The 20,834-nt window shown below is 46.9% G+C and carries 22 protein-coding genes; 21 read left to right on the top strand and 1 reads right to left on the bottom strand.

Annotation, left to right across the window (positions count from 1 at the left end):
• Window positions 1–50: 50 nt before the first annotated feature.
• The 13 genes from spoVE (at window position 51) to sigG (ending at window position 12,838) form a co-directional block, all read left to right on the top strand.
• Entirely contained in the window at window positions 51–1,142 is a 1,092-nt protein-coding gene (spoVE, locus tag K3F53_RS12155; protein ID WP_091259658.1) for a stage V sporulation protein E, read from the top strand.
• A 56-nt stretch (window positions 1,143–1,198) separates the two neighbouring features.
• On the top strand, window positions 1,199–2,299 hold the full coding sequence (murG, locus tag K3F53_RS12150) for an undecaprenyldiphospho-muramoylpentapeptide beta-N-acetylglucosaminyltransferase (protein WP_057898308.1): 1,101 nt from the start codon (window positions 1,199–1,201) through the stop codon (window positions 2,297–2,299).
• A 99-nt stretch (window positions 2,300–2,398) separates the two neighbouring features.
• A complete protein-coding gene (murB, locus tag K3F53_RS12145) occupies window positions 2,399–3,304 on the top strand; it encodes a UDP-N-acetylmuramate dehydrogenase (protein ID WP_057898309.1) in 906 nt (301 codons plus the stop codon).
• A gap of 14 nt (window positions 3,305–3,318) precedes the next feature.
• The gene (murA, locus tag K3F53_RS12140) at window positions 3,319–4,572 is read left to right on the top strand and encodes a UDP-N-acetylglucosamine 1-carboxyvinyltransferase (RefSeq protein WP_057898310.1); all 1,254 of its coding nucleotides are present in this window, start codon (window positions 3,319–3,321) and stop codon (window positions 4,570–4,572) included.
• Between the two features lie 98 nt (window positions 4,573–4,670).
• A complete protein-coding gene (locus K3F53_RS12135) occupies window positions 4,671–5,444 on the top strand; it encodes a cell division protein FtsQ/DivIB (RefSeq protein ID WP_162265005.1) in 774 nt (257 codons plus the stop codon).
• Window positions 5,398–6,165, top strand: coding sequence for a DUF881 domain-containing protein (locus K3F53_RS12130; RefSeq protein WP_057898312.1), 768 nt, complete (start codon window positions 5,398–5,400; stop codon window positions 6,163–6,165). The genes K3F53_RS12135 and K3F53_RS12130 overlap by 47 nt, the downstream gene beginning before the upstream one ends.
• 105 nt (window positions 6,166–6,270) lie before the next feature.
• Window positions 6,271–7,002, top strand: coding sequence for a DUF881 domain-containing protein (locus K3F53_RS12125; RefSeq protein WP_057898313.1), 732 nt, complete (start codon window positions 6,271–6,273; stop codon window positions 7,000–7,002).
• A 4-nt stretch (window positions 7,003–7,006) separates the two neighbouring features.
• On the top strand, window positions 7,007–7,369 hold the full coding sequence (locus K3F53_RS12120) for a small basic family protein (protein WP_057898314.1): 363 nt from the start codon (window positions 7,007–7,009) through the stop codon (window positions 7,367–7,369).
• Between the two features lie 131 nt (window positions 7,370–7,500).
• Window positions 7,501–8,775, top strand: a complete 1,275-nt coding sequence (ftsA, locus tag K3F53_RS12115) for a cell division protein FtsA (protein ID WP_057898315.1) — start codon at window positions 7,501–7,503, stop codon at window positions 8,773–8,775.
• A gap of 36 nt (window positions 8,776–8,811) precedes the next feature.
• Window positions 8,812–9,999 (top strand): cell division protein FtsZ, encoded by a 1,188-nt coding sequence (gene ftsZ / locus K3F53_RS12110; RefSeq protein ID WP_057898316.1) that lies wholly within the window; start codon window positions 8,812–8,814, stop codon window positions 9,997–9,999.
• A 277-nt stretch (window positions 10,000–10,276) separates the two neighbouring features.
• Entirely contained in the window at window positions 10,277–11,203 is a 927-nt protein-coding gene (gene spoIIGA, locus K3F53_RS12105) for a sigma-E processing peptidase SpoIIGA (protein WP_057898317.1), read from the top strand.
• Window positions 11,204–11,222: 19 nt separating this feature from the next.
• Window positions 11,223–11,945, top strand: a complete 723-nt coding sequence (gene sigE, locus K3F53_RS12100) for an RNA polymerase sporulation sigma factor SigE (RefSeq protein WP_057898318.1) — start codon at window positions 11,223–11,225, stop codon at window positions 11,943–11,945.
• 116 nt (window positions 11,946–12,061) lie between these two features.
• Entirely contained in the window at window positions 12,062–12,838 is a 777-nt protein-coding gene (gene sigG / locus K3F53_RS12095) for an RNA polymerase sporulation sigma factor SigG (protein ID WP_057898319.1), read from the top strand.
• Window positions 12,839–12,906: 68 nt separating this feature from the next.
• Here sigG and K3F53_RS12090 read toward each other — a convergent pair whose 3' ends face one another.
• Window positions 12,907–13,692 (bottom strand): basic amino acid ABC transporter substrate-binding protein, encoded by a 786-nt coding sequence (locus K3F53_RS12090; RefSeq protein WP_057898320.1) that lies wholly within the window; start codon window positions 13,690–13,692, stop codon window positions 12,907–12,909.
• 253 nt (window positions 13,693–13,945) lie between these two features.
• Here K3F53_RS12090 and K3F53_RS12085 point away from each other — a divergent pair, with 253 nt between their 5' ends.
• The 8 genes from K3F53_RS12085 to ileS all read left to right on the top strand — a co-directional run bounded on the left by K3F53_RS12085 (window position 13,946) and on the right by ileS (window position 20,834).
• Entirely contained in the window at window positions 13,946–14,236 is a 291-nt protein-coding gene (locus K3F53_RS12085) for a YlmC/YmxH family sporulation protein (RefSeq protein WP_057898321.1), read from the top strand.
• Between the two features lie 66 nt (window positions 14,237–14,302).
• On the top strand, window positions 14,303–15,133 hold the full coding sequence (gene pgeF / locus K3F53_RS12080) for a peptidoglycan editing factor PgeF (RefSeq protein ID WP_057898322.1): 831 nt from the start codon (window positions 14,303–14,305) through the stop codon (window positions 15,131–15,133).
• 9 nt (window positions 15,134–15,142) lie between these two features.
• Entirely contained in the window at window positions 15,143–15,835 is a 693-nt protein-coding gene (locus K3F53_RS12075; RefSeq protein ID WP_281423684.1) for a YggS family pyridoxal phosphate-dependent enzyme, read from the top strand.
• 28 nt (window positions 15,836–15,863) lie between these two features.
• A complete protein-coding gene (locus K3F53_RS12070) occupies window positions 15,864–16,301 on the top strand; it encodes a cell division protein SepF (protein WP_057898323.1) in 438 nt (145 codons plus the stop codon).
• 18 nt (window positions 16,302–16,319) lie between these two features.
• Window positions 16,320–16,583: a YggT family protein gene (locus K3F53_RS12065; protein WP_057898324.1), complete on the top strand. Its 264-nt coding sequence runs from the start codon at window positions 16,320–16,322 to the stop codon at window positions 16,581–16,583.
• Between the two features lie 4 nt (window positions 16,584–16,587).
• Window positions 16,588–17,361: a YlmH family RNA-binding protein gene (locus K3F53_RS12060; protein ID WP_057898325.1), complete on the top strand. Its 774-nt coding sequence runs from the start codon at window positions 16,588–16,590 to the stop codon at window positions 17,359–17,361.
• A gap of 41 nt (window positions 17,362–17,402) precedes the next feature.
• Complete coding sequence (locus tag K3F53_RS12055; RefSeq protein WP_057898326.1) at window positions 17,403–17,897, top strand: DivIVA domain-containing protein; 495 nt, start codon at window positions 17,403–17,405, stop codon at window positions 17,895–17,897.
• Window positions 17,898–18,062: 165 nt separating this feature from the next.
• Window positions 18,063–20,834: an isoleucine--tRNA ligase gene (gene ileS, locus K3F53_RS12050; protein ID WP_220559010.1), complete on the top strand. Its 2,772-nt coding sequence runs from the start codon at window positions 18,063–18,065 to the stop codon at window positions 20,832–20,834.

Raw genomic sequence — 20,834 nt, 5'->3', positions numbered from 1 at the left:
CGGACAGGCAGCTGGATGCAGTAAATTCTGTGCTGTAAGAGGTGTTTATGTTGATAAAGGCCCGTTCAACTCCTGATTTTATTATTATTGTTGTTACACTTGTACTGCTGGCGGTCGGTGTCGTTATGGTGTACAGTTCGAGCGCGGTTGTCGCTGCACAGAAAGGCGACCCGTTCTTTTTCACCAAACGGCAGCTTATTTTTGCGATTCTCGGTATTTTCGCTATGTTTGTGACGATGAACATTGATTACTGGATATGGAAAAAATGGGCAAAACCTGGCCTTTACTTTTGCTTCTTTTTGCTTGTTATTGTACTCCTTATCGGTAAGGAGGTTAACGGAGCAAAAAGCTGGTTGGGAATTGGTGCATTCGGAATTCAGCCAGCGGAGTTTACGAAGTTAGGTATGGCTATTTTTCTGGCCAAATGGCTTTCGGATAACCAGAAAATGATTGTTTCGTTTACGAAAGGTTTGGCACCAACGCTCGGCATTGTATGCCTTGCATTTGGTCTTATTATGATGCAGCCTGATCTTGGAACTGGCACGGTATTGCTTGGTACTTCAGTATTGATGATTTTCATCGCTGGAGCAAAAATGAAGCATTTGTTTGGGCTTGCCTTTCTCGGCGTTCTCGGGTTCGCTGGCCTTATTTTAGCGGCGCCGTACCGAATAAATCGGATTACCGCCTTTCTCGACCCGTGGAAAGACCCGCTTGGCGATGGATACCAGATTATCCAATCTCTATACGCCATTGGGCCTGGCGGTTTAATGGGGCTTGGCATCGGTATGAGTCGCCAGAAATTCTTGTATTTGCCGGAACCGTATAACGATTTTATTTTTTCTATCCTTTCGGAAGAGCTTGGATTTATCGGCGGTGCGACAGTGCTGTTGTTATTCTTACTGCTGCTGTGGCGCGGTATGAGAATTGCAATTACGGCGCCCGATTTATTCGGTAGCTTGCTTGCGACGGGGATTATTGGTATGCTGGCGATTCAAGTGGTTATCAATGTCGGTGTTGTTACCGGTATGTTTCCGGTAACGGGAATCACCCTACCTTTTCTGAGCTACGGCGGTTCTTCCCTCACGCTGATGCTGACGGGAATTGGGGTTCTGCTAAATATTTCACGCTATTCTCGAATCTAAGTGCACGGATTAAAATAGAGAGAAAATGAACAATAGAGGAGACAGGTGGTGCGAGTATGGATATTGTTATTAGCGGGGGCGGCACAGGCGGACATATTTATCCGGCTCTCGCCCTTATTAAAGAAATCAAACGGCACGAGCCGGGCTCCCGCGTATTATATATTGGAACAGAAAAAGGGTTGGAGTCGGAAATTGTGCCGAAAGAAGGGATTCCGTTTGAGTCGGTGTATATTACTGGCTTTAAGCGGAGTCTTTCGTTTGAGAATGTAAAAACAATCATGCGATTTTTTAAGGCGACCCGCCGGGCGAAACGTCTTATCCGGGAATTTAAGCCGGATGTTGTCGTAGGCACCGGCGGTTATGTTTGTGGTCCGGTTGTATACGCCGCGAGTTCGCTTGGTATTCCCACGCTGATTCATGAGCAGAACGTAATTCCAGGTCTGACCAATAAATTTTTGTCTCGTTATGCGGATCGAGTGGCGGTTACATTCTCCGGGTCAGCTTCGTACTTTCCACAGGGAAAAACGGTGGTGACCGGAAATCCACGGGCTACGGAAGTTGCGCACGCGGACGGACGGGCCGGGCTCGTTTCGCTACATGTTCCATCAGGGAAAAAATATGTTCTTATTGTTGGCGGAAGCCGCGGGGCGAAAGCGATTAACGAAGCAGTGATTCAAATGGCACCGAAGCTGTGTGATTATCCGGCTTACCATTTTATTTATGTAACGGGAGAGGTCCACTACGATAAAACAATGGAAGCTATAAAAAATCAGGGCGGTGTGCCGGAAAATATGACGATCCGTCCTTTTATCTATAATATGCCTGAAGTGCTGGCTGGTATTGATTTAATCGTAAACCGGGCAGGCGCATCTTTCCTAGCGGAGATTACTGCGCTCGGCTTGCCGTCTATTTTGATTCCTTCTCCTTATGTAACAAACAATCATCAAGAAAAAAATGGAAGGTGGCTGGAAGAACAGGGCGCATCGCGCGTGATTACTGAGTCGCAATTGAACGGTTCTCTTCTTCTTGCTGAAATTGACGCTATCCTGCGTGACAGCGCGCGAGTGGATAGAATGCGCCAGGCGGCAAAAGCGCTTGGTCAGCCGAATGCCGCCACACTCATATACAAAGAATTACAAGCGATCACCTGCCCCTAGCTGTAACACAGCGAGCGGGTTGGGCATACATTATTCTAGGCGCGTGACCCGTGGAAGCAGTGCGTACCAGGCAGGGGATTCACTCAAGGAGGTTCTATCATGCAGGAGCTAATCAGAGAGTTGAAAGAAGCTAACATTGGAACAGTGCTTATCAATGAGCCGCTGGCAAACCATACAACATGGAAAATCGGCGGCCCGGCAGATATTCTCGTTGAACCGACTGACAAGATGGCGTTAGCTCGCAGTATGAAACTCGTTCACAAGCATAATGTACCTTGGTATGTGCTGGGCAGAGGCTCAAATATGCTTGTGCGGGACCGAGGAATCCGCGGCGTTGTCTTTAAACTGGCTGATGGATTTAATCACCTCGCTTTTAATGGGGAAGAGATTGAGGTGGGTGCTGGCTATTCGTTTATTCGATTAGCTGTCATGGCCGGGAAAGAGGGATTAACCGGGCTTGAATTTGCCGGTGGCATTCCCGGTACGGTGGGCGGCGCCATTTATATGAATGCAGGCGCACACAATTCTGACGTTTCACGCATTCTTAAATCGGCTGAAGTGTTGCTCGAAACAGGGGAATTGGTGATTTTTTCCGCCGACGAACTCGGGTTTAGTTACCGCACGTCCATCTTGCAGAAGAGGCGGGGCATTGTTGTAAGCGCGGTGTTTAAGCTGGCTTACGGCGACCGTAAAGAGATCGCCCGTCATATGGCAGCATATAAAGATAGAAGACGCCAGACACAGCCGTTGTCGCTGCCGTGCGCGGGAAGCGTGTTTCGTAATCCGCCAGGCGACCACGCCGGACGTTTAATTGAAAGCGCGGGACTTAAGGGGCTTCGGGTCGGCGGTGCACAAATTTCGGAGAAGCACGCCAATTTCATCGTAAATCGAGGGAACGCGACGGCCCAGGATGTCCTCGACCTGATGGAACAAGTAATAAAAATCGTAAATGAACGGTATAATATTAAACTTGTTCCGGAAGTATTGGTGGTGGGCGAGGGGTAAACGGAGGTGAAATCTTGGAGTCATTCGTAATAGAGGGGGGAACCCCTCTTTCAGGAGAATTGCGCATTCAAGGCGCAAAGAATGCGGCACTTCCGATTCTTGCGGCTACCGTGCTGACCGGAGGTTCCTACACCATCTACGATGTACCCCGTCTCTCTGATATTGATGTAATGCTTAAGATTTTGACAAAACTTGGTGCCGTATGCAGTCATACAGGAACGACTGTTCACGTAGATACGACGAATCTTTCTTCTTCGTTTGTTCCACAAGATCTAATGGGGCAGATGCGTTCTTCTATCTTTTTAATGGGGCCGCTTTTGGCGAGATTCGGGCAAGTGACGCTTTCACGTCCGGGCGGCTGTGCTATCGGGGAGAGGCGCATCAATCTTCATCTTAAAGGATTGAAAGCTCTCGGAGCCACAATTACGACTCAAGACGGATTGATTCATTGTACAGCTAATAAGCTCAAAGGTAGCGTCATCTTTCTTGATTATCCGAGTGTCGGAGCTACGGAGAACATTATGATGGGAGCGGTGTTGGCAAAAGGGGAGACCATTCTTTCCAATGCAGCGCGTGAACCGGAAATTATCGATTTGCAAAATTTCCTTAACCGTTTGGGCGCGCGCGTACGCGGCGCTGGAACGGATCGGATTATCATCGAAGGGGTCTCCCGACTTCATGCCACAGATTATCAGGTGATTCCCGATCGGATTGTAACCGGGACGATGATGCTGGCGGCGGCTATTACACGCGGAAGCATTACTTTGCGCAACGTCAACCCAATGCATCTTGTGTCTTTGTTAGATGTTGTCAAACAAAGCGGTGTTGAAATCACATATGGGCATGATATAATTACGGTAAAGGCCAGCAGATCATTTCGCGCCATTGATCGAATTATGACGGCACCCTATCCTGGATTTCCAACCGACATGCAATCTCAGATGATGGCGTTTCTTTCACTGGCACGAGGATGCAGTATCATTAAAGAGACGGTGTTTGACGGGAGATTCCGGCATGTGAATGAATTATGTCGGTTGGGTGCTGATATTTACGTGGATTTGAATACGGCTTTTATTCGTGGTGTGCCGCGTTTATCGGGCGCGGTAGTAGAAGCAACTGATTTGCGAGCCGGTGCGGCGCTGATTATTGCCGGGCTCGCTGCGGAAGGAGAAACGAGAGTGACGCAATCCTATCATATTGATCGCGGTTATGATAGGATTGAAGACCAGCTTGTGAGTCTGGGGGCTCGTATTCGGCGGGTTCAGTGAAGCGGCACTTTCAACAAGCATATTTTGTGCATGTGAAGCGGCATATGGGAGTATGCCGCTTTTGTAAGTTTACAGGTTTAAAAGCGGAGGAATACGGAATGGCGAATATAGAAAAAATCCCGCGTTTACGGAAGGAAAACCGGAAGAAAAGGACGAACCGCCAATTGCTTATACTGCTGTTGCTATTTTTTCTCGTGTTACTCCTCGTTCTTTTTTTTCAATCCTCTATCAGCCGGGTACAGGATATTTCCGTAACCGGAGCCCAACTTGTGTCTCCGGGAGAAGTGATCAAACAATCTCACCTTCATTTTGATATGCAGTATTTGCTGGTGAATAAAGAGAAAGTAGCCACCTCTATCGTATCAGCGATTCCTGCGATTGAAAGCGTAGAAGTGCGTAAAACGTTTCCTGGGAAAATTGAACTGGTGGTTAAAGAACGCCCACGTGTGGCGTTTTTGATGAATAACCGCGGCGAACTTTATCCGGTAACAAACAAAGGCGTTGTCTTGCGACAGTATCCGTCGAGCGACGAAATGGTGGACAAGCCGATTATCCGGTTGTGGAAGACAGAGCAGCTGTTGCCTGAATTTGCGGAGCAACTCGACAAGTTAGATCCAGGAATTCGTCGACAAATTTCGGAGATTAGGCATGAACCTACGAAAAATAATCCAGATCGTCTCATTCTTTTTATGAAAGACGGTTTTGAGGTTCATACCGTAATCCAGGATTTTGCGGATAATATGGCATGGTACCCTTCATTTGTACAGAGCTTGAAGCGGGAAGGAAAGACGGAAGGGATTATTAATTTATCAGAGGTGAAGTGGTTTGAACCGTATAAGCAGCAACAAACAAACGGTAATAAACAACCTTAAGATTCGTAGAATCCACGTATACTTAGCGCTTGTGTTCCTCGTATTTGGATTTATTGTTGCTTATTCGGTGCAGTTGACCATGGAAGGTGCAAGCAATGTTCCTGCTTCAAGCGATAGTGAGTGGGAGAAAAAAGTTAAGCTAAATGAAAAGCTTATCCAGGAAAAAGAAACGAACGAGGAACTGGAAAAAAGATTGCAAAAGTTGCGGCTGGAAGTGAATCAAAAAGAAAAGGAACTGTCGGAAAGACAGGCAGTTTCTCGACAGGTATTGAATGAATTGGAACAAATGCGAATGAAGGCGGGATTGATACCGGTTGTCGGATCGGGGGTGACGGTCACACTTGAAGACAGTAAATCGGCCCGCAGCTTTAATAATGTTGCCGACGGGATTGTGCACGATCAGAATATTCGGGATGTGGTCAACGAATTATTTGCTGCTGGTGCGGAAGGTATCGCCATCAATGATCAACGTTTGGTGGGCGGTTCAAGCGTCCGCTGTGTCGGGCCGACAGTGATTGTCAATGATACAAAACTTGCGCCTCCATTTGTGATTAAGGCGATTGGTGACAAGGAAACTCTTCTTTCAGCTCTAAAATTGCCCGGTGGGGTCATTGACATGCTGAAGCAACGTACGATTGAAATTACCATCAACAGTTCAGACAAAATTGAACTGCCGGCCTATGTCGGTGAAACGCAAGCGAAGGCGTCGACAGAAGCCTAAAGCATCAAGGGAATGATAGTTTGACATCACTTTTTCCCTTATAACGTCGATGAATGTTAGTATCTTAAGGTGTATTTAATAGGAGCGGTAAGGAAGCGATGAAAAATGAAAAATAATCGACAGGTCCCATTCATAATTACAGTAATAAGTATTATTATTGGGTTCATGCTAGCGCTCCAATTTCGCTCAAATCAGATGATTTTTGCAACGGAACGCCAAGACTTGTTTCAACTGCGTCAGAATGTACAAAAAGAAATGGAGCGTCACCAGAAGCTATTAAATGACATTTCCAAGTATGAAAAACTGTTGAGAGAATATGAAACGTCGATGAATGAAGGCGGGGGGCTTTCTGTCATTCAGGAAGAGTTTGCCCGCATTAAAAGAGAGAATGGTTTTTCCGATGTGACGGGACCTGGCGTGATTATTACGATTGAAGATAATCCTGTCGCCCCAGGAATGAACAAGCTTCAATCTCCAGTTATTGACCAAGATTTAACCGATTTGACAAGCCTGTTATTCGCGAACGGTGCCAAAGCGATCGCCATTAACGGGAATCGGTTGATCGTGAGCAGTTCCATTCGTACCGTCGGTGAAGGCATTCAGGTAGATACAAAGCCAATTGAGATGCCTTATATTATAAAGGCAATCGGAGAACCACAGAGCTTGGAAGCTGCGCTGCGCCTTCCCGGTTCGGACCGTGAATCAATGGAAGCCTGGTTTCAATTTTTAAATAAAAAGTTTATCATTCAAAAATCGGAAAGCGTGACGGTTCCCGCGTATCAAGGAACTGTAAGAGTAAAATATATGAAGCCTATGGAACAAAAAGGAGCGTCGTAAGCGAATGTGGTTACCAATTCTCGGTTTAGTCATTGGTGTGATTCTCGGGCTATCATTTCAATTCCGGGTACCGGAGGAATACAGCAGCTATTTGTCCATCGCAGTGCTGGCCGCCCTTGACACCATTTTTGGAGGCTTGCGCGCATATTTGCAGAATTCCTTTGACATTAAAGTATTTATGTCGGGCTTTTTCTTTAATACGTTACTGGCGGCCGGGCTTGCTTTTCTTGGCGTGTATATGGGGATCGATTTGTATTTAGCGGCCATTTTTGCTTTTGGCGTTCGCCTGTTTAACAATATTGCTGTGATCCGCCGTATACTCATCGGGCGCTGGTTCAGGGAAAAAGAGGAGAAAACGCTCCCTTAACGCATATTTTTTATAAATTTTCGCGTTGAAAAAAGAGGGGAAATACTGCGCGATGTGGAAGTAAATACAGTACATCATTTTTATTGCTACGCTAGACACTACCAAAAATAAAAATAGAGGAGGTGCCAAATTTGAACAGCAGTGAATATATTGTCAGCTTAGATATTGGTACATCCAAAGTCAGAGTAATCATTGGAGAAATTAACAGCGGAACCATTAATATTATTGGGGTTGGAACGGCGGATTCGCATGGAATAAAAAAAGGTGCCATTGTAGATATTGACGAGACTGTGCAATCGATTCGGGAAGCCGTAGAAAAAGCGGAGCGTATGGTCGATTTGCCGATCCGTCATGTTGTGGTCGGTATTTCAGGCAACCATATTCAGTTGCAGCCGAGCCACGGAGTGGTTGCTGTGTCCAGCGAGAACAGAGAGATTACGGACGAAGATATTGAACGTGTAATGAAGGCGGCGCAGGTGATAGCCGTTCCCCCGGAACGCGAAATTATCGATGTGGTTCCTATTCAATATATTGTTGACGGCCTTGGAGAAATCAGCGACCCAAGAGGTATGATGGGCGTACGCCTCGAGATGGAAGGTACGATCATTACAGGAGCAAAGACTGTCATACATAACCTCGTACGCTGCGTAGAACGGGCGGGATTATCCATCGCCGGAATGTACCTTATGCCGCTTGCATCCAGTGAGATTGCGTTGACGAAGGATGAAAAAAATTTAGGGGTAGTGCTTGTGGATATCGGCGCCGGTTCTACGACAGTGTCAGTATTTGAGTCAGGAACGCTGAACGCTTTTTCCGTGTTGCCAATCGGTGGCGATTATATTACAAACGATATTGCGATCGGATTCAGGACGACAACAGAAGAAGCGAAGCAAATTCAATTAAACAGCGGGTGCGCGCTTATCGAAGAAGCGAGTGAGGACGAGCGCTTTCTTGTGAAGCGGATAGGGAGCGATGTGGAGAAGGAATATACCCAGTTAGAATTGGCTAATGTGATTGAACCTCGTGCTGCGGAAATTTTTAATTTGGTAGAAGACGAATTATATCTTATGGGTTATGATACAAGCATACCGAATGGTTTCGTATTGACCGGGGGAGTGGCCAATATTCCGGGTTTGTTAGAGTTGGCGCGTTATGAGCTACAGGCCCCTGTGCGGATTGCGATTCCGGATTACATAGGTGTGCGTGATCCATCCTATACAACGGGAGTGGGGCTGATCAAATACGCGTCCAAATACTATATGAATCAGATGCCTCAGCAACCGGAAGTGAAACAGCCTCAGCCGAAAAGCAAAAAAACGAATAATGCACTGAAAACTTCAAAAGAGCTGAAGGAACATGGGGGAGTTTTCAAGAAGGTTAAGGAATGGTTTAGTGAATTTATTTAGAACTGTGTGCATGATAAGTGAGGGGGACTTTTATACATGTTAGAATTCGACTTGGAAATGGATACGCTAGCGCAGATAAAGGTCATCGGTGTTGGCGGCGGTGGGAGCAATGCGGTAAACCGGATGATCGAAAGCGGGATTCAGGGCGTTGAATTCATCGCAGTCAATACTGATTACCAAGCGCTTAATCTGTCAAAGGCGCAGCATAAGCTGCAAATTGGCGCCAAGTTAACGCGCGGGCTTGGCGCTGGAGCCAATCCGGAAGTTGGAAAGAAGGCGGCGGAAGAAAGCCGTGAACAAATCGAACAGGCGCTACGGGGAGCCGATCTTGTTTTCGTGACTGCCGGAATGGGTGGTGGGACGGGAACAGGAGCTGCTCCAGTCATCGCGGAAATCGCAAAAGAAATCGGAGCACTTACAGTAGGCGTTGTAACCCGTCCATTTACATTTGAAGGTCGTAAACGCGCCGTGCAAGCAGAGCAGGGGATTATCGGACTAAAAGACAAGGTTGACACGCTTATTGTCATTCCAAACGATCGGCTGCTAGAAATTGTTGATAAAAATACTCCAATGCTTGAAGCGTTTCGTGAGGCGGATAACGTGCTTCGCCAGGGTGTGCAAGGCATTTCCGACTTGATTGCCGTACCGGGATTAATTAATCTTGACTTTGCTGATGTGAAGACGATTATGACGGAGCGGGGCTCTGCACTTATGGGGATTGGGATTGCTACGGGAGAAAATCGGGCGGCCGAAGCGGCGAAAAAAGCGATTTGTAGTCCGTTGCTTGAGACATCGATTGACGGCGCGCGCGGCGTGCTAATGAATATTACTGGTGGTACGAATTTGAGTCTATATGAAGTAAATGAAGCGGCCGATATTGTTGCTTCTGCTGCTGATTCGGAAGTAAACATGATTTTTGGTGCTGTAATTAACGAGAACCTGAAAGACGAGATCGTCGTGACAGTCATTGCGACCGGATTTGAAGAGTCACAACAACAAATGGCGCGCCGACCACAAATAGATGCAGGTCGCGATAAGGCGCTAAGCGTGCAGAACTTGCGACCGCTGCGTCGTACAAATCAGGCTGAGCCGGAGCGAGACAGCGAAGAGCCACAAATTCTGTCCCGTCCAGAGCCGCGTCAAGCTCCATCATACAGCGGAATGGACAATCTTGACATTCCGACATTCCTGCGCAATCGCAGACGCAAAAATAAAGAAAGATAGCTGGAATAGCAAAAGCCTTGAGTGAAATGCAATCACTCAAGGCTTTTGGCTTGAAAAATGGGAATAACTTATCTTTATTATAGAACATACATTTTCAAAAAGCGAGTGCGGCATATTCAGGATTTACTTTTCCTCTTTTTCCCTTTATTATGTCATATCCTGTCTAAAATTCCTCTCATATTTTGTCTTAATTTTTCATACGATTTAAGGACAATGCCATCTTTTTCTATGTGATAATAAGAACACGAGAAAATGGGAGAGGAGGTTCAGAACGAATGTGACGGTGTATGCCGACATGGTATTTGTTATCAATATGGTTATTGATTATATGTTGTTGTTTTTAACCGGTCATATTTGTCGTCAGCCTCTTCGAAAACGCAGGTTGTTACTCGCTTCCGCCGTTGGCGCCGCGTATACGGTTTTTTTGTTTTTTCCGCCCTTATCCTTCGCGTTTACTTTTCTTGCGAAATTTATTTTTTCTTGCATTATGATTTTGCTTGCGTTCCGCTGGACGAGAATATGGACTACGCTTCGTCTTCTTGGTGCCTTTTACGCTGTTTCCTTTTTTATCGGCGGTGGGCTCATGGCTACCCACACTATGCTGGAATCCAAGAGTGAAGTCGTAAATGGGATCGTATTGACGCATACAGGCTCTGCTGGAACGAATCCGACATTTCTATTTATTGCTTTTGGTTTTCCAATTTTTTGGTGGTGTACACGTCACGGGTATTATAGCGTGAAAGCCAACCGGCAGGTTGATGTGCAGCACGTCTGTCTTGAAGTGGATGTGTTTGGTCACACGGTTCGCTGCCGCGGCTTTATTGATACAGGCAACCAATTGCATGATCCGTTGTCACGCATCCCCGTCACTATTATGGAAGCCGAATTGTGGAAAGAGGTATTGCCGGATGGAATTTTGCGGCAGATATATTGTGAAGAAATAGATATTGCAAGCGCCGTGCCTGACGGAGAGGAAAAGTGGTTAGAAAGAATGAGATTTATCCCGTACTGTACGGTATCCAGCAAAGCAAGTTTTCTTATTGCTATTCGTCCGGACGAAGTGCGGGTATATGCGGGTAACAAAACATATCGTTTACGCCGGATGTTGATTGGTTTGCGAGCTTCCCCGTTATCTGCGGATGGAAGCTATCAGGCGGTAGTACATCCAAAAGCGACGGCAGAAAAGGATGAGCTCGCTTCCTAACGATAAAAGGAGGGATACAATGATTGCAAAGCTACGCTTGCTAGTACAATTGTGGTGGTACCGATTCCTTATTAGCATTGGCGCGAAAACCGAAGAAGTTCATTATATCGGCGGCAGTGAAGCGCTCCCGCCTCCGTTAAACCGTGAGGAAGAAGACTATTTGCTAAGCCGTTTACACACCGGGGATCCAGCTGTTCGCTCCATCTTGATTGAACGAAATTTGCGACTTGTTGTATATATTGCCCGCAAGTTTGAGAATACGGGCATTAATATCGAAGATTTGGTTAGTATCGGAACCATTGGCTTGATTAAAGCTGTTAATACGTTTGATCCGGAAAAGAAAATTAAGCTTGCAACATACGCATCCCGCTGCATTGAAAACGAAATTCTTATGTTCTTGCGTCGTAATAGCAAAGTTAAATCGGAAGTGTCGTTTGATGAGCCACTTAATATTGACTGGGATGGGAACGAATTGCTGCTGTCCGATGTACTAGGCACAGAGAACGATATTATTTACCGTGATCTGGAAGAACAAGTGGACAAAAATCTTCTGTATAAAGCGCTTGATAAACTGTCGGAACGCGAGCGTATTATTATGGAAATGCGTTTTGGGTTAAATGGGGAAGAAGAAAAAACGCAAAAAGACGTAGCCGATATTCTCGGCATTTCACAATCTTACATTTCCCGCCTTGAAAAGCGCATTATTAAACGGCTTAAGAAAGAGTTTAACAAAATGCTATAATAACCGCATGAATTGCGTGATAATTCGAAAGCGAATGTATCATGTCGATGCTGCATAATTTTTCCCTTCGCGGAGATACTTATCAGTAACGCTGGCTCCATTAGGAGGGAAAATACGTGACACGCAACAAGGTAGAAATCTGCGGAGTGGACACATCCAAGCTTCCTGTGCTAACTAACGCACAAATGCGGGAATTGTTTGTCCAACTGCAAAATGGAGATTATGCAGCAAGAGAGCAACTAGTGAATGGCAACTTGCGCTTAGTGTTAAGTGTAATCCAGCGCTTTAACAATCGCGGAGAATACGTGGATGACTTGTTTCAGGTGGGCTGCATTGGGCTGATGAAAGCCATAGACAATTTCGATTTGAGCCAGAACGTCAAGTTTTCTACGTATGCTGTCCCGATGATTATTGGGGAAATCCGCAGGTACCTTAGGGATAACAATCCCATCCGCGTCTCCCGCTCATTGCGAGATATTGCGTATAAAGCGTTGCAAGTAAGGGATGCGCTAACGAATAAAAATTCCCGTGAACCTACTATTATGGAAATCTCGGAAGAATTAAACGTTCCGAAGGAAGATGTAGTGTTTGCTCTGGATGCAATTCAGGATCCAGTCTCGTTGTTTGAACCGATTTATCAGGACGGTGGTGACCCGATTTTTGTTATGGATCAAATCGGCGACGAGCGAAATAGGGATAGCCAGTGGACAGAAGAGATCGCGTTGCGGGAGGCGATGCAGCGGCTCACGGAAAGAGAAAAATTGATTCTTTCTATGCGCTTTTTTGAAGGAAAAACCCAGATGGAAGTTGCCGAAGAAATCGGCATTTCCCAGGCGCAAGTATCGAGGCTGGAGAAGGCCGCCATATCGCAGATGTATAAGCACGTACAGTGAAGAAGTGAATAGTGGATCAATAACAGAAACGGACGCGTTGTACCGCGTCCGTTTTTCAATTATTACTTTTATTTTTTGAAATACTTGTTGTAGATTTGGTCGAACTCGCCGCTTTCCTTTATAGCGGCAAGACCTTTGTTCAGCTTATCCAGCAATTCTTTGTTCCCTTTTTTCACTGCGATGCCGTACTGTTCTTGTTTGGCTGAAGTGTCTTCAATAATGTTCACATCGTCAAGCTTTAGCTTTTCCATGAATTTTTTCACAACCGCGTTGTCGGCAACAACCACGTCAATGCGGCCGTTCCTCATATCTTCAATCGCGCCCGCTACCTCTTCGTAGCCTTTTAAGCCGCTATAACCTTTTCCGAGTTTTTCTTCCACAAGGAGTTGACCTGTTGTACCGGATTGAACGCCGATTTTCTTGCCTTTCAGGTCAGCTACCGTTTTCACAGCCGGCGCGTTCTTTTTAACGAGAATCCCTTGTTCTGCTGTAAAGTAAGGGGTTGTAAAGTCAAACACTTTTTTGCGATCATCGGTAATGGTAATACCGGCGATGGCGATGTCAACGGAACCGTTTTTAAGACCGGCCATCATCGGATCCCAGCCCGTATGCTTTACTTCGATCTCCATGTTTTGCGCTTTGGCGATCGCTTTAATCAAATCAATATCAAATCCTTCCGGCTCTCCGGTCGGAGACATTGATTCAAACGGAGGGAACGCAGCATCCGTTGCTACTATGAGCTTCTTTTTTTCTGCCCCTGCCGCATTTCCCCCATTGCTTTCCTTGCTGCCACAAGCTGCAAGTCCAAACGCGAGCAAGCAGGCGATAAGTGTGAATAAAAACTTTTTCCCCATTGTGTATAGACCTCCTATATTTTTGTACATAATGTGCATTTCCTCATTTAGACTATAGAACGATGTTGCAATTTCAAACGGATTTATACAAAATGTTTATTCATAAGGTAACATGAATAAGTATACGAGCATAATACGTTATTGGCAAGTGCTTTGAAGATAAAAAATACTTTTAGGACATTTACTAAATCTCGTACATATACTGGTTATATAAACCGAGAAGCCGGGCGCTGCAAAGCGAGGTGAACAAATAATGGTAAAAATTTCAGAATTTCAGGAGAAAGATGTGGTAAACATATTAGATGGAAAAAATCTCGGCCAGGTGATCGATTTGGAAATTAACCTACAAGCGGGGCGCGTCGAGGCAATTGTTGTCCCGGGCAAAGGGAACGGAAAGTTTTTCGGGTTGTTTGGCGGAGGAGAAGAAATTACAATTCCGTGGCGCAACATCGTAAAAATCGGGAAAGATGTAATTCTTGTCCGGCTGGATGATGGGGTGGCACTTATGAAACAGGGTATGGACGAAGGCTCGTACCGTTCATAAATCCGTATTCTTTCTTTTCTTATAAGAACGGGAATGGTAAGATTCTTATTGTGAGGAGGGAAGAGGATGGAGCCATTCGTCATGCAGGAGAAGGGGCTTATGCTCCGCCTTACGGGATGGGAAAGCAAGTGGCCGCAGCTTGTGGCCGGCTTTTCCACGAGGAACGGCGGCGTAAGTAGGAGAGAATATGAAAGTCTGAATTGTGGGTTGCACGTTGGAGATACAGTGGAGCATGTCATTCAAAATAGACGAAAACTTGTTGAAGCAAACGGTTTTTCTTTTGCTTCTTGGACGTGCGCAGAACAAGTACACGGAAGCAATATTCGCGTGATAACGGACGATGATGTAGGCGCGGGCAGAATGGCGCACAGCGACGCGATTGCAGAAACGGATGGTCTGCTGACCGATAAGCGAAACGTGTTTCTTGCTTCGTTTTACGCCGATTGTGTGCCGCTTTTCTTTTATGCACCAAAAGCAAAAGCGCAAGTGATTGGTGTGGCGCATGCGGGCTGGCGCGGAACGGTCGCGCGTATCGGTCCGAAAATGGTTGAGACAATGCGGAAAATATGGGCGATTGGTCCGGAGAATATATACGCAGCAATCGGGCCGTCTATCGGTGCCTGCTGCTACGAAGTGAATGATATAGTGGCCGATGAGATTAAAAATGTGCTTGGTGCAAAAGCCTTTCGTGTATTGACAGAGACGCGCGAAGGAAAGTATATGTTAAATTTGCAGGAAACGAATCGAATTTTGCTTGAAAGAGCAGGAATTTTGCCATCTCATATCGAAGTGAGTCATTTATGTACAAGTTGCCGAAGCGATGTATTTTATTCCTATAGGAAAGAAAAAGGAAAAACGGGCCGGATGACGGCTTTTATCGCATTGAAAGAGGGGTAAGGGAAGACATTGTCATATATTGCGGAAAATTTACGACGGGTACAAGCAATGATTGAAGCCAGCTGCGAACGTGTGGGGCGTAAACCGTCCGAAGTGCAAATTGTAGCGGTTACGAAATATGTGTCTTTGGAGACGACGCGTGCGGCTATTTCGGCCGGCATCCATCATATTGGGGAAAGCCGGACACAGGATGCCGTGCCGAAGTGGCAGGCAATCGGCACGGAAGCAGCCACCTGGCATTTTATCGGTCATTTACAGACCAATAAGGTGAAAGACATGGTTGGCCGGTTTACATATGTGCACTCCTTGGATCGTTTTTCGCTCGCTAAAGAATTAAATAAGCGCGGAGCGCAACACGACGTAGTGACAAAATGCATGGTGCAAGTAAATGTTTCCGGTGAAGAGACGAAACATGGGCTTGCGCCGCAAGAGGTACCTGATTTTCTTGCGGCTATTCAGGACATGCCGCACATTGAAGCATGTGGATTTATGACGATGGCCCCATATGTCGAAAATCCTGAGGAAACAAGGTGGATTTTCCGGGAGCTGCGTCAGTTGCGCGATCGGATGCGGAAACAGTATGCACATATGCCGCTGCATCATTTAAGCATGGGAATGTCCAACGATTACCATATCGCTGTCGAGGAAGGAGCGACCTTTATCCGTTTGGGGTCCACGCTGGTCGGCGACGAACGAAATTGAAATTATTTAGGTAAGGAGAGCGATGAACATGGGCGTCGTTAGCAAGATTAAGGAGTTTTTCGGGCTTGGGGGCGAGGCAGAAGTGTATGAAGAAATTATCGATGAGGCGGAGGAGTATGAAGAGGAAGAGGCGTATGTAAAGCCGCGCAAAAACCGCCAGATGAATAACGTCGTCAGCCTGCACGCCGTAAAAGAGCAGGCGCCCCGTGTCATGCTGGTTGAACCGAAATCTTATGAAGAAGTACAGGAGATTGCGGATCACCTATGCTCCAGACGCGCCGTTGTCATCAATTTGCAGCGTGTACCGGGCGAACAGGCAAAGCGGATTATCGACTTTTTAAGCGGTACGGTGTACGCTATTAACGGCAGCATTCAACGGGTTGGACACAAGACGTTTTTGTGCTTACCTGAACATATGGAAGTACAAGGAAATATTACGGAAATGATATATGATGATAGAGGTTAAAGTAGTCGAGGTGAGGAAATGGCGCAAATTATCAGCCTGATCCATTTTGGATTCAATGTATACTATTATATGATTATTATTTATATTGTAATGTCTTGGATTCCCCAGGTACGCGAAACATCTTTTGGTGAAATGTTGGGACGGCTAGTGGAGCCGTATCTGCAAATTTTCCGCCGCTTTATCCCGCCGCTTGGCATGATTGACATTTCGCCGATTGTGGCGCTGTTTGCGCTATATTTCGCCCAGATCGGGCTTATCAGCATCCTGATGTCGCTGGTGTAACTAGATGAGCATATACCAGCACTTTCGGCGGGATGAGCATCCGTTCGTGGAGCGGGTGCTGGAATGGACCGAGCGCGTTCGCGCTCGGTATCAGGTGCTCCGCACCGATTTTCTTGATCCGCGTCAAGCATTTATTGCGAGATCGATTGCGAACCGAGAAGCGGGCGTATATTTTGAAACATATGGCGGATACGAAAAGGCGGAGCGAGTAAGAGGCCTTTTTTACCCTGAATATGTGGAACCATCGCGGGAAGAGTTTGGGTTAGCCCTGCTTCAGGTCAAAGGGACAAATCGTTTTTTGACGCTGGAACATCGGGATTATTTAGGCGCTCTGATTGGGTTAGGTATAAAGCGGGAAAAATTTGGAGATATACTTGTTCATACTGATGGCGCACAGCTTTTGGTGGCGGAAGAAATTGCTGGTTACGTGCGTTTATATATGAATCAGGTTCACCGTGTTCGTGTAACAGTGGAGGAGGTTCCACTTGAGGGGATTTCTGTACCTGAGCAGTCGTTTCATCCGTTGTCGTTTACCGTACAATCCCCCCGACTGGATGCGGTAGTTGGAGATGTATACCGCTTGTCCCGGGCCAAAGTGGTCGCTCCGATCCAAAACGGACGGGTGAAGGTGAATTTTCGTGAAATAAACGATCCGTCTTTTTATCTGGAAGAAGGGGACATTGTTTCGTTTAAAGGTTTTGGCCGCTTTAAAGTAACTTCTATTGGCGGAGAAACAAAAAAAGGCCGCATTAAAATGGAAGTTGTTGTATTTGACTGATTCTATGTTTTGCTTTTTAGATTTATGGGAGGTGCACTGTCGTGTCGCTTACACCACTGGATATTCATAATAAGGAATTCAGCCGCGTGTTTCGCGGGTATGACGAAGACCAAGTCAATGAATTTCTTGATCAAATTATCAAAGAGTTTGATATTTTGCTAAAGGAAAAACGCCAGCTTGAAGAGCGCGTGGCTACGTTGAACGAGAGGTTGTCCCAGTTCTCCAACATCGAAGAGACGCTCAAAAAATCGCTCGTTATGGCTCAGGAAGCGGCGGACGAGCTGAAGGCAAACGCGCGCAAAGAAGCGCAGCTCATTATTAAAGAAGCGGAAAAGAACGCAGATCGCTTGATTAACGAGGCGTTGGCGAAGTCCCGCAAGCTTGTTTCCGAAATCGATGAGCTAAAGCGTCGCGCTTCCGTATATCGCATGCGTTTCCGCTCCATCTTGGAAGCGCAGCTTGAAATGCTGGACAACGGCGATTGGGAAGACTTCGAAAAAATTGAAGAAGACCTTGCGAAAAATATGACAGAATAAGCAGCAACATGTGAAAACTCTGTCGGTTGACGTTAGGGCATTGATTGGTCTATAATTCTTAGAATATACCAGATTTTTATGAGGGATAGCGTAGCCTTCTCGTCCCGTTTGCATGGGCTGGGAAGGCTATTTTGCGATGATTATACTGTAGGAGATGAAACGAGGATGGATTACAGTAAAACATTGAAGCTTCCAAAAACCGATTTCCCGATGCGGGGAAACCTGCCAACACGCGAACCTGAAATGCAGGCATGGTGGGAAGAAAACAAAATGTATGAGAAAGTGCAGGCACGCACCAAAGGCCGGCCTAAGTTTATCCTACATGACGGACCGCCGTACGCGAATGGTGATATCCATATCGGACACGCATTGAATAAAGTGCTGAAAGACTTTATTGTGCGCTCGAAATCGATGCTGGGATTTGACGCACCGTATGTGCCGGGCTGGGACACGCATGGACTGCCGATTGAGCATGCCATTATCAAAAACGAGAAAATTGATCGGCATAAAGTGGGCGTCGTCGAGTTCCGTGAGCGTTGTGCCGAGTACGCGTACAAGTACGTGGATAAGCAGAAAGAACAGTTCAAACGTCTCGGTGTGCGCGGCGATTGGGACAACCCGTATATTACGCTGAAGCCAGAATATGAGGCCCGCCAGATTAAAATCTTTGGTGAAATGGCGAAAAAGGGCTATATTTATAAAGGATTAAAAGCCGTATATTGGTCTCCGTCTTCGGAAACGGCGCTGGCGGAAGCGGAAATCGAATACAAGGACAAACGCTCTGCATCCATTTATGTCGCGTTTTCTGTGACGGACGGCAAGGGCAAACTGGCAGAAGGCGATAAAGTCGTTATCTGGACAACCACACCGTGGACGATTCCGGCTAACCTGGCAATTGCGGTTCATCCAGAACTGGAATATTCGCTTGTGAAAGTAGGAGCCGACAAGTTTCTCGTCGCATCCGGACTGCTTGAAAATGTAGCGCAGACGATCGGTTGGGAACAGTACGAGGTGACCGCTATATACAAAGGAGCGGAGCTGGAAGGCGTCGTATGTCGCCATCCGTTCTATGATCGCACATCACCAGTGCTGTTAGGTGAACACGTTACGCTCGATGCTGGTACAGGCTGCGTTCATACCGCGCCCGGCCACGGGGAAGACGACTTTATGCTTGGCCAGAAGTATGGGCTAGATGTACTCTGCCCTGTGGACGAAAAAGGGATGATGACCAAAGAAGCGCCGGGATTCGAAGGCGTATTCTACGATGATGCCAACAAGCTGGTTACTGAGAAGTTAAAAGAAGCGGGTGCGCTGCTTCATATGGGCTTTATTACTCACTCGTATCCGCACGACTGGCGTTCCAAACAGCCGGTTATTTTCCGGGCGACCGAGCAATGGTTTGCGTCCATTGACGGGTTCCGCGAGCAGATGCTTCAGGCGATTAAAGATGTGAAATGGATACCGCATTGGGGCGAGCAGCGTTTGCATAATATGATCGCGGACCGCAGTGACTGGTGTATCTCCCGCCAGCGTGTCTGGGGCGTGCCGATTCCGATTTTTTACTGCCGCGATTGTAATGAGCCGCTGGTGAATGACGATACGATTCATCATATTTCCGAACTGTTCCGTAAGGAAGGTTCTTCCGTTTGGTTCGCAAAAGATGTAGAAGAGTTGATGCCGGAAGGCACCGTTTGCCCGAAATGCGGCGGCAAGCACTTCCGTAAAGAAACAGACATTATGGACGTATGGTTTGACTCAGGTTCTAGCCACGAAGCAGTGTTGCGCGAACGGGAAGAACTGGTGTGGCCGGCGGACTTGTATCTGGAAGGTTCTGACCAGTACCGCGGCTGGTTTAACTCGTCTTTGTCCACCGCTGTGGCTGTGTATGGACGGGCACCATACAAAGCGGTATTGAGCCATGGTTTTACGCTGGACGGCGAGGGACGGAAAATGTCCAAATCGCTCGGGAACGTGATTGTGCCGCAGAAGATTATGGATCAGTTGGGTGCAGACATTCTCCGTCTGTGGGTTGCTTCTGTAGACTATCAGGCGGACGTGCGCATTTCGGACGCTATTCTCAAACAAATTGCCGAAGCGTACCGTAAAATCCGCAACACATTCCGTTTTCTGCTTGGTAACTTGGAAGGCTTCGATCCGGCCGCAGACCGTGTGCCTTATGAACAACTGGAAGAGCTTGACCGTTATATGATAGCTAAAACCCAGAAGGTCATCGAAAAAGTGCGTAAAGCGTATGAGGAGTATCAATTCCATACGGTATACCATGTGATTCACAACTTCTGCTCGATCGAGCTAAGTTCCTTCTATCTGGATATCTCGAAAGACCGCTTGTACGCGGACGGGGAGAAATCGCTTCGCCGGCGCTCCGCGCAAACTGTGATGTATGACATTCTGCTGGCTCTTGTGCGTCTTGTAGCACCGATTATCCCGCATACGGCGGACGAAGTGTGGAAGTACATTCCGGGAACTGACGCGGAAAGCGTACAGCTGACCGATATGCCGGAAGCGCGGAGTGAAAGGAGCGATGAGGCGCTGGAAGCGAAGTGGGATCGCCTTGTGGAAATTCGTGATGAAGTGCTGAAGGCTCTTGAAGAGGCACGTCGCGAGAAAGTCATCGGTCAATCGCTGGCTGCATCCGTCGCGATTTATCCAGGCGAAGAGGTGGAAAAAGCGCTTAAAGGCGCGGACGAGCATTTGAAAGAACTGTTCATTGTATCGCATGTGACGCTTCACTCCTCTTCCGAAGTGGCCCCGGAAAATGCTGTGCAGCTGGAAGGTCTCGCGGTTGTCGTAACGCCTGCGGAAGGCGAAAAATGCGAGCGTTGCTGGGTGATTACGCCGGAAGTAGGACATGATGCTGACCATCCAACGCTGTGCGTACGCTGTGCAACGGTAGTTAAACAGGAAGTAAACGCATAA

The organism is Aneurinibacillus thermoaerophilus (genome assembly GCF_019603355.1).
Taxonomy (GTDB): domain Bacteria; phylum Bacillota; class Bacilli; order Aneurinibacillales; family Aneurinibacillaceae; genus Aneurinibacillus; species Aneurinibacillus thermoaerophilus.
The sequence above is the reverse complement of the archived record's forward strand: the minus strand, read 5'-3'. Positions and strand labels throughout refer to the sequence as shown.

Coding starts and splice junctions, on each gene's coding strand:
- murG (WP_057898308.1), top strand. CDS start 1,199: ATGGATATTGTTATTAGCGGGGGCGGCACAGGCGGACATATTTATCCG.
- murB (WP_057898309.1), top strand. CDS start 2,399: ATGCAGGAGCTAATCAGAGAGTTGAAAGAAGCTAACATTGGAACAGTG.
- K3F53_RS12135 (WP_162265005.1), top strand. CDS start 4,671: ATGGCGAATATAGAAAAAATCCCGCGTTTACGGAAGGAAAACCGGAAG.
- K3F53_RS12125 (WP_057898313.1), top strand. CDS start 6,271: ATGAAAAATAATCGACAGGTCCCATTCATAATTACAGTAATAAGTATT.
- K3F53_RS12120 (WP_057898314.1), top strand. CDS start 7,007: ATGTGGTTACCAATTCTCGGTTTAGTCATTGGTGTGATTCTCGGGCTA.
- ftsZ (WP_057898316.1), top strand. CDS start 8,812: ATGTTAGAATTCGACTTGGAAATGGATACGCTAGCGCAGATAAAGGTC.
- sigE (WP_057898318.1), top strand. CDS start 11,223: ATGATTGCAAAGCTACGCTTGCTAGTACAATTGTGGTGGTACCGATTC.
- K3F53_RS12090 (WP_057898320.1), bottom strand. CDS start 13,692: ATGGGGAAAAAGTTTTTATTCACACTTATCGCCTGCTTGCTCGCGTTT.
- K3F53_RS12085 (WP_057898321.1), top strand. CDS start 13,946: ATGGTAAAAATTTCAGAATTTCAGGAGAAAGATGTGGTAAACATATTA.
- pgeF (WP_057898322.1), top strand. CDS start 14,303: ATGGAGCCATTCGTCATGCAGGAGAAGGGGCTTATGCTCCGCCTTACG.
- K3F53_RS12070 (WP_057898323.1), top strand. CDS start 15,864: ATGGGCGTCGTTAGCAAGATTAAGGAGTTTTTCGGGCTTGGGGGCGAG.
- K3F53_RS12065 (WP_057898324.1), top strand. CDS start 16,320: ATGGCGCAAATTATCAGCCTGATCCATTTTGGATTCAATGTATACTAT.
- K3F53_RS12060 (WP_057898325.1), top strand. CDS start 16,588: ATGAGCATATACCAGCACTTTCGGCGGGATGAGCATCCGTTCGTGGAG.
- ileS (WP_220559010.1), top strand. CDS start 18,063: ATGGATTACAGTAAAACATTGAAGCTTCCAAAAACCGATTTCCCGATG.